At 63.5% G+C, this 12,872-nt stretch carries 11 protein-coding genes and 3 tRNA genes; all 14 read right to left on the minus strand.

Going from position 1 to position 12,872, the window contains the following annotated elements; all coding sequences use genetic code 11:
* Positions 1–114: GTP-binding protein (locus tag EPO09_RS04400; RefSeq protein ID WP_204317187.1), on the minus strand; the 114-nt coding region annotated here is incomplete at its 3' end.
* Between the two features lie 61 nt (positions 115–175).
* Positions 176–250 (minus strand) — tRNA-Thr (locus EPO09_RS04405).
* 121 nt (positions 251–371) lie between these two features.
* Positions 372–445: transfer RNA gene (locus EPO09_RS04410), tRNA-Gly, on the minus strand.
* Between the two features lie 85 nt (positions 446–530).
* A tRNA-Tyr gene (locus EPO09_RS04415) sits at positions 531–616 on the minus strand.
* 96 nt (positions 617–712) lie between these two features.
* A complete protein-coding gene (locus EPO09_RS04420; RefSeq protein WP_290640568.1) occupies positions 713–2,125 on the minus strand; it encodes a lipid II flippase MurJ in 1,413 nt (470 codons plus the stop codon).
* A gap of 11 nt (positions 2,126–2,136) precedes the next feature.
* Positions 2,137–2,961, minus strand: a complete 825-nt coding sequence (locus EPO09_RS04425; protein WP_290640570.1) for a hypothetical protein — start codon at positions 2,959–2,961, stop codon at positions 2,137–2,139.
* Positions 2,962–2,991: 30 nt separating this feature from the next.
* Positions 2,992–4,404, minus strand: a complete 1,413-nt coding sequence (locus EPO09_RS04430) for an O-antigen ligase (protein ID WP_290640572.1) — start codon at positions 4,402–4,404, stop codon at positions 2,992–2,994.
* Positions 4,401–5,510 carry a glycosyltransferase family 1 protein gene (locus EPO09_RS04435; RefSeq protein WP_290640574.1) on the minus strand — a complete coding sequence of 370 codons (1,110 nt, stop codon included), beginning with the start codon at positions 5,508–5,510 and terminating at the stop codon, positions 4,401–4,403. The genes EPO09_RS04430 and EPO09_RS04435 overlap by 4 nt, the downstream gene beginning before the upstream one ends.
* Entirely contained in the window at positions 5,501–6,751 is a 1,251-nt protein-coding gene (locus EPO09_RS04440; protein ID WP_290640576.1) for a glycosyltransferase family 4 protein, read from the minus strand. The genes EPO09_RS04435 and EPO09_RS04440 overlap by 10 nt, the downstream gene beginning before the upstream one ends.
* Entirely contained in the window at positions 6,751–8,133 is a 1,383-nt protein-coding gene (locus tag EPO09_RS04445) for a cellulase family glycosylhydrolase (protein ID WP_290640577.1), read from the minus strand. Before EPO09_RS04445 ends, EPO09_RS04440 begins: the two co-directional genes overlap by 1 nt.
* On the minus strand, positions 8,130–9,380 hold the full coding sequence (locus tag EPO09_RS04450; RefSeq protein WP_367200041.1) for a glycosyltransferase: 1,251 nt from the start codon (positions 9,378–9,380) through the stop codon (positions 8,130–8,132). The genes EPO09_RS04445 and EPO09_RS04450 overlap by 4 nt, the downstream gene beginning before the upstream one ends.
* An 8-nt stretch (positions 9,381–9,388) precedes the next feature.
* Entirely contained in the window at positions 9,389–11,365 is a 1,977-nt protein-coding gene (locus EPO09_RS22315; RefSeq protein ID WP_367200042.1) for a GumC family protein, read from the minus strand.
* A gap of 13 nt (positions 11,366–11,378) precedes the next feature.
* On the minus strand, positions 11,379–12,170 hold the full coding sequence (locus tag EPO09_RS04455) for a polysaccharide biosynthesis/export family protein (protein ID WP_290640579.1): 792 nt from the start codon (positions 12,168–12,170) through the stop codon (positions 11,379–11,381).
* 91 nt (positions 12,171–12,261) lie between these two features.
* Positions 12,262–12,872, minus strand: a 611-nt coding sequence (locus tag EPO09_RS04460) for a hypothetical protein (protein ID WP_290640581.1), incomplete at its 5' end; no start/stop codon positions are given.

Consider the following 12,872-nt stretch of genomic DNA (forward strand, 5'->3'; position numbering starts at 1 on the left):
CTTCGACAGAACGGTAGCGATAGCAGCCGTCAGGGTGGTCTTGCCGTGGTCAACGTGACCGATGGTGCCCACGTTCACGTGCGGCTTGGTCCGTTCGAACTTACCTTTTGCCATGTTTCTCGCTCCTGGCGCCTTGATCGAGGCTTTGAACAGCTGGAAGAATAGAAGAGGTGTGTGGTGCCCATGGGCAGGATCGAACTGCCGACCTCCCCCTTACCAAGGGGGTGCTCTACCACTGAGCCACATGGGCATCGACACAGGTTTAAGCTCACTTGGAACTCAAACCAGTGCCGACCTGACACTTTCTTGCGATCCGCAGATTCTGCGGAGACCGCGACTGTAGCACGCTGAACGTGTCAGAACCGTGACCTTGGAGCGGGAGACGGGAATCGAACCCGCGTCATTAGCTTGGAAGGCTAAGGTTCTACCATTGAACTACTCCCGCTCGGGAGCCTTCACTGGTCATCAGCCCGCTTTCAGCAAACTGACCAACCTGATCTGACGTTCAGCATGTACGAATTAGGTTTGCCTGGTGGAGGAGGCTGGATTCGAACCAGCGTACGCGTAAGCGGGCAGATTTACAGTCTGCTGCCTTTAACCACTCGGCCACCCCTCCAGGCAAGCCCAAGACTTTAGCACAGCTTTTTGAAACTTGCCAAATGTTTGTCGCTTTTTTGTTGGAGGGCGCCACCACAACTGCAAAACATGGCGCTCAAGACGCCTTCCATGGGCGCAGCCACAAGGCCATACCCAGCAAGCAAAGCACGCCCACCACACTGGCCTGGGCCAATTGCCACACCGGCTGCGAACTCAGAAAAGGCCTGAGCCCCCACCAGGCCAGCGCGAGCGCCAAGGCAGACACGAGCGATTGAGGCACCAGGCCCAAGCCCTGGCGCAAGGACGGCACACGCAAGAGCAGTTGCCCCGTGAGCAAGGTGCCCAACAACAGCGCCCACACGATGCCCAACGAGTCGGCCAACCATGCCAGTGGCGGCAAGGCCAACGCCTGCAGCAAGCTGCCACGCAACTCCGCTACCACCGGGCCACGGGTATCGCCCTCTGCGTAGTGATATCGCGCCAGTAAGGTGTTCCAGCTTGCCAACACCAGCACCGCCGCGTAGCCCGCCAACAAGGGCACCACCACGGCCGCGCCTTGCACCTTGGGGAACAGCAAACCCACTAGCGCAGGCGCCCCCAGCATCAGCCCCATCGATGCTGGCAGCGAGACCACCGTGACTGCGGCCAGGCCTTTGCGCAACAGGGCCACGCGCTCGCTTTCCTGCCGGCTCATCAGGCTCAGCAGGACCTGATTGAGGCTCTGCAAGGCGATGAGTGGCAGGTTGATGAGTTTGCGCGCCAGGTTCACGGCCGTGACCACGCCCTCACCCAGATAGGAGGCCACCATGCGCTCCAGCAAGGTCAAGCCCTGGCCAGCCATGGCACTACCCAGCAAGGGCATCAGCTTGTGCCCGAGCTCGGCAAAAGCCGTGGCGCTACCGAGCAGGGAGACTGGGCGCAAACCGCTGCGGATGGACGAAGGCAGCATCACCAGGCTCATCGCCATGCTGCCTGACACAAAGGCCCAGGACAGCATCTCTTCCTGCGCTTGCGGGCCTCGCCACCACAGGTAGAGCATGGCGGGCAGGTTGTAGAGCAGCGAGCCCATGCCCGCGAGCAAAAATTGTCCGGAGGCCTGACGCGGCACAGCCCACCAGGCCTGCAGGACCAGGCCCGGCAGGCTCCAGGCCAGGATGTGCAGCGCAGATACGGTGCGGGCAAGAGGTGCAGCGGCCAGGCCTGGCCCCATGAGGCGCACCAACCACGGCGCACCCAGGCTGATCAAGGCCGCCAGACCGATGCCGCCCAAGCCCAGCACCACCGTGAGTTGACTGAACCAGCGCGAACGCTCGGCCACTGAGCGCGTCTGCCACAAAGCCAACGCAGCAGATGTCAGCAAGCCCGCCGCCAACATGGCACGCACAGCTTCCGGCAGGAACATCGCGATGACGAAGGCATCGGTGCGCGCGCCAGCACCCCAACTGGCCACCAGCAACCATTCACGGGCAAAGCCGGTGACCAAGCCGGCCAGCGTCACCAGGGTCAACAAGGAAGCGGCGCCCAGCACCTCAGCCCCGATCAGTGCAGCAAGGTGAACAGGCCTTTGCCACCCACCTTGTAATTGAGGCCACGCACGCGTTGGCCCAGCACCTTGGGGCCCTCTCCGCCCACAATCGTGTAGGGCTCGACGGGCTTGGCCACGACCGTGTTGGCAGCCACGACGGCACCTTCGCCAATGTGGGCACCAGGCAGCAGGATGGCGCGTGTGGTGATCCAGGCGTAGTCCTCGATCTCGATGGGCGCGCCGAAGGCCCAGAACTCGGGTGCCTTCATGTCATGGCCACCCGCGATCATGATGGCGTGCGAGGCCACGGTCACATGATTGCCAAAACGCAGGCCGGCTCGCGCATCAAGCTGGCAGTGCCAGCCGATGCAGGTGTCATCGCCAATCTGCAGCCCCTCAATGCCCAGCACTTCGGTGTTGCGCCAGATGGTCGAGCCTTTGCCGATCCTGGCGCCACCAATGCGCAGCCAGGCGAGCCGGATCGTGTGGCTGGGGATCTTGTTGATCAGGATGTTGTAGACCTGCTCCCAGCCGCGGCGCCAACGGTCCACCAGCGTAGGCCAGTTGATGCCGTACAGGGGCACGAAACCGGCCGGGATTTCGTCGCGCAACATGGCATAGAAGCGCCGCGCCAAGGGGTGCTCGATGCGCTTTTCGATGTTGACGTAGGCGATATAGGTTTGCGTGACGCCACCACGCCCGGGCTGCTCGAACACCACGTCGTGGCCACACATCCACGCATAGGCTTCGGCCAAGGTGGCCAGATCCACGCCGAGGCGCGGCGCGTACTCGGACAAGCGTTCGCGCAGGTTGTTGCTGTGAAGGATGCGGTGTTTCATGGTGGGCCTTGAGGCGATCCAGGTGCGTGATCAGGTTCGAGCTTGATTTGCCGCAGGCTCAGCAGGCGCAGGCAAAGGGCGCGAAGCCTGCAGGCTGATGGCCATGGTCAACCAGAACAACGAGATCAGGACCTGGGTGAAGCTGAAATAGTGATCGATGAAGCCGGTCATCAGGGCAGCCAGCATGGCGCCCACGCTGCCCACGTGCAGGGCGTTGCTGGCATTCATCTTGGACAGGTCGCCCAGTTGCCTGACCTCGCGCCACCAGGCCATGGTCACGGCGATGAAGAACAGCATGCCGGGCAAGCCGAGCTTGTACCAGTAGTTGAGCCAGAGGTTGGAGATGCCGAAGACGCCGCCGCCGGTCGCAGGTGTGTCTACCTTGAATCCCAGGCCCAGCGGGTAACGCTCGACAGCGCGATGGAAGTTCTTGTATTCGTCAAAGCGCACGCTGGTGCTGGCGTCTTGCGAACCTTGCGAGAGAGAGGCCAGGCGCTCGCGTGCTGGCGGGTAGGCGATCAGCATCGTGGCCGACAGCAAGGCGCCGATCAGCAGGGCGCGACCAGCCATCGGCACGCGGCGATAGGCCAACCAGATCACCAGCACGGTCAAGCTGAGCAGGGCGCCACGCGATCCGCTGAACACGATGCCCGCGGCGCCTCCGAGGGCCACGAAGAGGCAGAGCGCACGGCGCCAGCCTGGCTGCGTGACGCCATAGAACATGGCCAGCGGCACGCCTAACAAAAGCGCACCACCCGTGGAGTTGGGGTGCACCCAGGGCGAAGCCATACGGTTGGCCATGGCCGTGAAGATGTCCAGCAAGGCCTCGGGGTGGGCGTAGTGCAGGCTGGACAGCACCGGGATCATGGAACGGGCATCAGGGCTCTTGATGAACAGGCCCAATGACAAGGCCAGCATGGCCGTGAAGCCCAGCAGCAGGCAATCCATCATGCGCTTGCGCAGCATCTCGGTCGTGATGAGCATGGGCACCAGGAACAGCGTCGAGATATTGAGCAGCCAGCGCAGCCAGTTGACGGGGCCATTGCCTTCTTCGTGCACCATGAACTGGCCGGCGATCAAGGGCACGATGGTCCAGGCCATGAAGCGCAGCATGGCCCGCTCGGTCGGGCCCTTCTGGAGCGGCGGCATGCGGCCCATCAGGCGCTGCCAGAAGATCCCACCCCAGGTCAGCGCCAGGAGCGCTTCAGACACCGTCACGCGGATGCCGATGGTGACCGTGGTCCAGGGCACGAAGGGGGCGATCAGGCAAAACAGCAGGAAGCCACGTACCGGCCTGGTCAGGATGGCGACAGCCACCATGACGGCCACGACACCCATGATCAGCACGGGTGGCCCGCCCAGCAGCATCAGTCCACCGAACAGCAGGCCGGCCAACACCGGCATCCAGGTAGCCAGGGCAAAGGTGCTGCGCAAGGTGCTCACACCAGCTCCTTGAGCAGTTCGTCCACACGCAGCGCGTAGGCAGGCAGGTCATAGCGGCTGGCCCAATCCTGCAAGGCTTGCGGGCTTTCCTGCTCGCCCCGGCCCTGCCGTGCCGCCTGGTGCATGAGTTGCGTCATGCTGACCATGTCTTGCGGATCAAAGCGCAAGGCACCGGGTGGCGTGATCTCGTCCAGCGATGAGCCGCGCGCCGTGGCCACGGGCGTGCCGCAGGCCGCCGACTCGATGACGGGCAGGCCAAATCCTTCCGCCACGGACGGTTGCCAGACACGTTCGGCCTGGCGGTACCAACTGCCCAGTTGAGCATCGTTGATGCCGTGCACAAAGCGCACGTGCTGCGGCACGGACAGCACATCACGCGGATGGCCGATGAGGACCAAAGGCGGGATCAAATCGGGCCACAGATCGCGAGCCTGCTGCCAGGCTTGCAGGAACCAGGCGATGTTCTTGCGCGGCTCACGCGTGCCCACCAGCAGCCAGTAACGCTGCGGGGCGAACACGTCCTGATGGAGCTTTTGCCAGGCCTCCAGCGGCACGGCATCAGGCAGCAGGCGAAGCCGCGGGAGCGTGGCAGGAAAATGATCGGCGATGGTCTGCGCCGTGTAGGCGGATGGCGTCCAGATGGCGTCGGCCAGCTCCAGTGCATGGCGGATGCGCCAGTGCTCAAACCATCGATGGAATGCGGCCTTCAAGCCCTTCCCTTCGCGATGCGCCTGGGTGATCTGAAACAGATCGCGCATCTGCAGCACCCAACGCGTGCGCTTGCGTCGCACATCGCTCAGGCCTGTGGGCAAGCCCGTGCCACCAGTGGCAATGTGCACGTCCACGGCCAGCGTGCTGATGGCCTCAGGCAGGAAATCACGCTCGAAACGCAGGCGCGCCATCGGGCTGCGCAAGCCTTCAATCGACGACGGTTTGGCCGGGCAATAGGCCCAGGTGCGGTGTTGATGGGTGAGCGGCGCGTTGGTGAATGGCAGGGCCTCGGTCTCAGGCCGCAGGCGCACCGTGTTGTAGAGCGCCAGGGCTTGACGCCCATGGCCCGAGTAGGGCGAGGCGGTCAAAGGGCGAAGATCCAGGCCTACGCGCATGCCTGGCCTTTCATCGCCTGACCGGGCTCGGCGCAGCTAGACAAGGCCATGTAAGCGCCTTCCAGTTGGCGCGCGCACGCCTGCCAGTCGAAGTGCGCCGTCACGTACTCGCGGGCCTGGCGCCCCATCTGCGCGCCGCGCTCGGGCTCGTTCAACAAACTGGCGACGGCTTGGGCCATGGCCTCGGCGTTATCGGCCACCAGGGCTTGTTCACCCGCCTGCACCCCCAAGCCGGACAGACCTTCTGTGGTGCTGACCACAGGCAAGCTGGCCGCCAGGGCTTCGAGCACCTTGAGCTTGGAGCCCCCACCAAAACGCAGCGGCGCCAGGAACACGGCCGACTGCGATTGAACCGTGGGCAAGTGGTCCACATAACCTCGCCACTCGATGCGCGGATCAGGCCACCGCTGGCGCCAGGCATCGGGCAAGGCGTGCCCGCACACCACGAAGCGCGCCTGAGGCTGCAGTTGCCAAATGCGTGGCCACACGGCCTCCATGGCCCACTCGACGGCATCAACATTGGGCGCGTATTCGTAGTTACCCACGAAGAGCACGCGCTGGCTGTGGCCATCGGGCTGTACGCTGGCAAAACCCTGGATGTCGGCGCCATTGCTCACCACATGGGGCACGCGAGTCGTCATCGCAGACAGCTTGCGTGCATCTGATTCCGTCACGGCCACAACCAGATCGGCCCGCTGCATCACATGCTGCTCCCAACGGCGCGCGCGCCATTGGTCATAGCGCGCAAGAGGGCGCGCCCACCAGGGCCACTTGCCATAGGTGGCCGCACCCAGCTCGGATTCGACGTTGTGCTCGACGAGGATGAAGGACTGCCTGCGCTGGCGCAACACAGCCTCGAAAGGCTGCAGGCCATAGCTGTGCTCGATCTGCACCACATCCCATTGCTGACGCTGGAGCAGTTGTGCGAACTGGCGCGTGAGGGCTGGTGCGTAGCCGTTGATCGTTGTGAGCAAGGGCAAAGGCGAGAAAGCCGCACGCCACAAGGTGCGAGGGTCCCTCAAAGACCGCCGCGGCAGCACGATCAGCTCTTTCACCCAAGGTGCCAATGCCGCTTGCACATCGGCATCAGCTGGCGTCTTGGACTGCACCAGCAGCGTGATCTCATGGCCACGTTGCGCCATCGCTTTGAGCAAGTTGTACTGACGCGCCTTGCCGCCACTGGTGATGGGCCAGGGCAGATAGGGCATGGTCCACAGGATGCGCTGGGGCTTCATGGTCATCAGCACACCAGGATCTGCAGGTCTTTGCCCACATCGAGTGCCAGGCCCTTGCCATCGGTGGCCTTGACATCGCGCTGCGTGCCGGACAAGGGCTGATGCCAGGTGCCCGACTTCACCGCAGGCAAGCTCACGCTCATGGGTTCATGCGCCCAGGCCATCCAGACCTGCTTGCCATCAGCCCGTTTCCAGTTGATGCTGACCAGCCCTGCTGGCACGCCGCCTTCGATGCGCATGGGCGCAGCAGCCGGATCCAGACGGGGGCCGCAAATGCTCAGGAAGCGCTGCAAGGCCGTGTAGACAGGCTTGGGCTGGCCATTGGCGCGCAGCAGGCCATAGCGCTTGTCGCGCGGGCCGACGCGTGGGTCGTCCAGATCAGCCAGCGTGAACAGGAAGATGCGATCGAAATCCTGCGTGGCCATGAGCGCCAGGCGCTTGAGCGTGTGGCCCGCTTGCCCGTCTTCGCCCACCAGGGGCTGCTCTTCCACAGGGCCGTCGTAGCTGGACCAACCCCATTCCGTGGCCCAGATCTGGCGGGCGCCGTAAGCGCGCAGGCCCTTGTTGAGAAAAGGCACATGCGTGAGCAGATCGCGTGAGCCATCGTCTGCGCCTTCGGGCTCGGCCGTGTAGGGGTGATAGCAGGCGATCAGCTTGAGCTGATAGGCACCCAGCTTGCCCATGGCATCGAGCATCAGGCCCTCGCGGCCTGCCATCTGGCTGTAGTAGGCCATGCCGGCCATGGCGATGGGCTTGTCGGGCACGGCCTGGCGCAAGGCGGCCACGGCGGGCTGCAGCAAGCGGCCATAGCCCTCAGGATCGATGCGAGGCTGCCAGAAGGCCGGGATATTGGGCTCGTTCCAGACTTGCCATACGTCCACATTGGAATAGCGCCTGGCCAGCGCTTGCATGCGCTGCGCGAACACGCCGGGATCCGTGGGCGGAAACTTGTCTGCGTAATCTGCCCCAGCAGGCGCCGAACTGGCAAACCGCGGCGAGCCCACGACGTAGGTCACGCTGTGCAAGCCTGATTGCTTGACCAGGCTCATCATGCGATCGGTGGCATCGAGCTGCAACTTGCCGGCTTCGGGCTCGATCAGCATCCAGTGCAAGGCCAGACGTACCCAGTTCAGGCCCAAGGCCTTGAGACGCCCCACCTGCATGCGCGCCACTTCAGGCGAGAACCATTGCAACTGGGCATTCACACCCAGAAAGTCCTGCCAGACCACAGACCGCATGGGCTGGACTTCCAGCGCACGCGGCGTTTTCTTCGGCCACAAAGACCACCCGGCTCTGGCAGCACCGCCCAGCATCAGGCTGGTGGCGCCGACGGCCAGCGCGCCACCAAGGCGCAACTGCTGGCGCCGGGTAGCGGCCGGCAAGCTCATAGGCTTTCCTTTTGCGACCACACGGATGCCGGGCCTGAAGACGACGAGCCCTTGGCACGCGGCGCACGCGCCATGGCACGCTGGAAGTGGCCGACAAAGCGCTGGCCGGTAGTCGGCCAAGCGCGCTCGTGCGCCAGCGCACTGGCCCGATCCGCCCATTGCGACAGGATCTCGGGCTTGAGCAGCACGCCTTCAATCTGCGTGGCCAGGGCATTCACATCGCCTTGCTTGTAGGACGACCCATTGCCATGGCTGATCTCTTCGGCGAACGCGCGCGCATCGGAGGTGATGGCGCCACGCCCGCAGGCAATCGCCCAAGCCAGCGCACCACTGGTGCCACGCATCTGCCCCAGAAGGGCCAGCTTGCGGGACTCGCGATAGGGCAACATCATCAAGTGGTGGCGCTGTACGAGATAGGGGATGTCGCGCTCATCGACATCCAGCTCCCAATCCACATGCGCAGACAGGCCACGGCGCTCGACACGGGCACGCAACTGATCCAGGTAGCTGCCCTGTGCGCCAAAGGCGATGTCAGGCGAGGTGCCACCGGCAATCGTCAAACGCAAGCGAGCCGCCAGTTCGGGCTGCTGCGCCTTGACCTTGCCCATGGCGTCGATCAGATCTTCGATGCCCTTGCCGGCATAGATGAAGCCGAAGTAGAGCAGGCGGATCGGATCAAGGTCAGGCAGCGGCTTGGCCGGCAAGGTGAGCGCACCATGCGCAATCACGCTGACGCGATCAGCCGGCAGCTTCATGCGCTTGATCAGGCGGCCCGCACCGGTCTGCGTCAAGGTGACGATGCCATCGAGCTGGCGCGCCAGCTTGCGCTCGGCCATCAAGGTGGCGGGATCCGACAGCAGCGCCACGGCCTGCTTGGCGGGACGCGGCAGGCCGGACATGCCGTTGACCATGGTCCAGACCCGGTTAACGGGCTTCCAGATCAGGCGCTCCGGGTCATGCACCGTGGCAGACAAAGCCGGGCGATTGGGCAGGCTGGCCAGGGCACACAAGGTCAGGAACTCGCTGTGGCGACCACCACCCAGCTCGGCATGGACCACATCCACCCGACGCCAGTCGCGTTCAGCCACCCAGGCGCGTGCAGCCGCCAGGCTCTCGATAGGACGTTGCCCCGCAAGCGGGGTCAACACATCAACCCCTGCCTGATTCAAGGACGTACGGAAATGCGCCGCGTAATCGGCAATCCCGGTCTGTTCAGGTGGCAAAGGCGACAACAAGGCCAGACGCATAACGCCCCTCAACGTTGCAGCCAGCGAAGCACTTTGGATGGAACCTCGAATCGCCGGCGATTGACAATGACGCCATCCACTTTGCGGAAGGCGGTGCGCAAGACACCCAACGCATTGTCCACTACCGGAATGGTGCTGACACGGGCTTCCACCACCAGCACGATGAGATTGGCCTGGCTCAGTCGCACAAATGCCTCACGGTTGCTGTGCAGGCCCGAAGCCTCCAGCAAGATCACCTCGCCAGGTGCGGGTTTGACCTGATCCGGATTGATGCGCACGGTCAGCTCCTGCGCTTCCAGCAAGGTCTTCAAACGCGAGGCGATAAAGCTGACACCCTCACCGGCACGCGCCGAGGCCAGACCCAGCACAAGGCCATCACGCGCGATGCGCTCCAGTGGCAAGGTGCCATAGATGCGATAGAGGCTGGCATGGAAATCGTTGTCCGGGCCGCCCTCGGTGATGTCCTTGACCGTGGACCACAGGGGCACGCCGAAACGCTCTTCGAAACGGCCGCCATCATGGATGCGCTGATCGAACAGCGAATACAGGTAGACCACCATCAGGCCCACCATGGCACCCGCAGGCAGCGCCATGAAGAGCAGCAGCAGGCTCTTGGGCGAGCTGCGCGTGGGGTTGAAGGTCGCTTCCTGGATCTGGGCGATGTTGTTGATGCGCTGGTCATCCAGGGCCTGGTCGATGCGGGCTTTTTCCAGGCTGTCCAGATACAGGCCACGGCTCTTCTCGGCCACGGACAGCACCTGCTCCAGGCGACCGAGCTCAGGCTCACGCTCCATCACCTTGCGGCGCGCTGCTTCCAGATCGGCCACTTCCTTGTCGAACGAGGCATACAGCGTATTGAGCTCCTGCAGGCGCACGGACTTCTCAAGCTGGTTGCGCTCCATGCTCACGTTCAGCTCATTGGGTGTGCGCTTCTCGGATCGCTGCACCACGCGATCCTCTTCCTTGATTTGCGTTTCGAGTTGCGCGATGCTGTCGTTGAGTGCCTTGATCGTGGGCGCTGTGTCCTTGAACACACGCAGTGCATCGGCGCGCTGGCGCTTGAGCTCGGCCAATTGCGCGCTCAGCGCTTGCCAACTGACGCTCTGGCTCAGGTCCCGCTCCGATACCGACTCCTTGGGCAAGGCCCGTGCACGCCCCGCGGCAAAGCTGATGCCGTTTTGCAGCGCCGAACGTTCGGCATTGATTTCCGCCAGGCGGGTGCGCAGGTCATTGAGGCGCTTGGTCAGCATGTCCAGGCGCTCTTGCGCGCTGGTACCGTTGATCTGTTCCAGGCGCGTGCGCAGCAAGGACTTGGCCGAGTCAATCTGCTGATCGACCTCGCGCACCTTGCCTTCATAGAACAGCACCAGCCCCTTGCGCCCCAGCACTGCCGTGCGCTGATCGGTGTAGACGCGGACCCAGGTCTGCAGCACGCGCTGCGCCTGCTGAGGCTCGTTCCAGGTGAAGCTCAAGTCCATCACATTGGAGCCCGGCCCGTGCGTGACCTGAAAGCGCGAGGCCAGCAACTCGGCCATCACTTCCTCGTCGCTTTGCACCTCGATCAGACCCACGGCTGAGAGGCCTTGCCCGATACCTTGACCGATCGCCTTCTTGACCTGCTTGAGCGAGGCCTTGATCGAACCCAGCACGCCAGGCTTGGGTGGTTCGGCATTCAACTCGGACAGATACAGCCGTGCCACTTCCAGCAGCACAGGCCGCCCGGTCAGCATCTTCTCTTCATCAACGATGGGATCGCGCGTGGTGCTTTGCGGATAGACCGTCTGACGGTCGCCCGCATCAATGGGCACGGTCATGTTCTCGCGGCCCGGCTTGACCAGCAGGCGCGCATCCGACACGTATTTGTGCGGCAGCAGGAAAGCGCCCAGCACGGCCAGTACGACCGTGGTCAGCATGGCCAGCTTGAACTCACGGCGGAAGATGTAGAACAGGCGAATCAGGTCGCGCAAAGAACGAATGTCAATCATGTCTGTGGCGCGATCAGTGATTCAGGTTCACGTTGCCAGTCAGGCCGACACCCACCGAGCGCGAGAAAGGCAGCAACTGGTTGATATAAAGATCCACGCCATCGGCAGAACCACCCGCAGAGGACTTCGGCACGAACACGATGTCACCGCGCTGAAGTGCAATGGACGTGCGGCCAGCACCGGCTTGCGCCGCCATCAGCACCCGGCTGAAATCAATGAAATAGACGCTGTAGCGCTCCTGGTCATCCAGACGCATCAGGGCAATTCGCCCAGGATCGGCCGATACCGCCATGCCGCCCGCCGCAAACAAGGCCTGCTCCATATTGGCTACGGCATTAAGATCCAGCGTGATGGGATTGCGCACGGCGCCACCGATCACCACTTTGCTGGTCGGCGATGACACGATGTTGACGGTCACGCCCGGCTCCCGGTAATAGGCATCGAGCTTGGCGCGCAGCACGCTGGCCAGTTCATCCGGCGTCTTGCCGGCTGCCTGTACCTGCCCGGCATAGCGAAACGAGAAGGTGCCATCGGCGCGCACCAGGTAGTTCTGCGTCTGGCTGTCGTCCACCAGATTGCGCAAATCCAGCGAAGCCGAATCCTGCGCATCGCGCGTGATGCGCAAGGTGTCGCCTGCACGAATGCGCGTGGGCACCTTGGGCATCGCGGCCAATTGCTCGGGCGAGACCATGAGCATCTGCAAATGCCCGCCTTCAGGCGTTTCGAGCACGCTCAGCGGCGTACAGGCAGACAAGGCCCCAGCCGCCAGCACACCCAGCAGCATGCGAACAAGGTTGATCTTCATGGACAAGAAGGGAGAAGTTCGAAGCAGGCCACGCGCAGCCCGCGGCGATGATAAGAGGTCACAAGCAATCGGGATACCCGCAGGAAGGCGGTCACCCCCCATGTTGTGGCTTGGTCAGGCGGGCCGATTGGGTGGACTGCCGCCAGCGTGCCAGCGCCATCGCCATGCGGTGATGCGAAGGCCTGCGCAACCAGGGCACGCCGAACTTGGCAAAGAAGCGCACCATACTGCGCAAATGCGTTTTACCGGATACCGAAAGAATGCCGGCACCACTGGCACGTTGATGGTCATGCACCAGCTCCACTTCGGGCACGGCCAACACGCGCCAACCATGTGCCCACATGCGCGCACACAGGTCCACCTCCTCGAAATACAGGAAGTAGCCTTCGTCCATTCGGCCCACCACTTCGAAAGCCTGGCGGCGCACGACGAAGCCGGTGCCCATGACCCAATCGGCCTCGAAGGGCTCTTCACGCCACTTGCGCACCAGCAAGTGCGAACGCTCCAGCTTGCGCAAGGGCCCCAGACGCCCCAGTGCCGTGCGACGGGCCACGATATCGGGCAGCGAGTAGAACCGCCGCGCCGAGTATTGCAGCGAGCCATCCGGATTGATCAGCTTGAGACCGACGACACCCAGACGAGGGCGCTGATCAAAGAGGCGACGCACCACATCCATCTTGTTGCGCAGGAACAAGGTATCGG

Origin of the sequence: Aquabacterium sp. (assembly GCF_004297345.1) — a bacterium.
Classification (GTDB): Bacteria; Pseudomonadota; Gammaproteobacteria; order Burkholderiales; family Burkholderiaceae_C; genus Aquabacterium.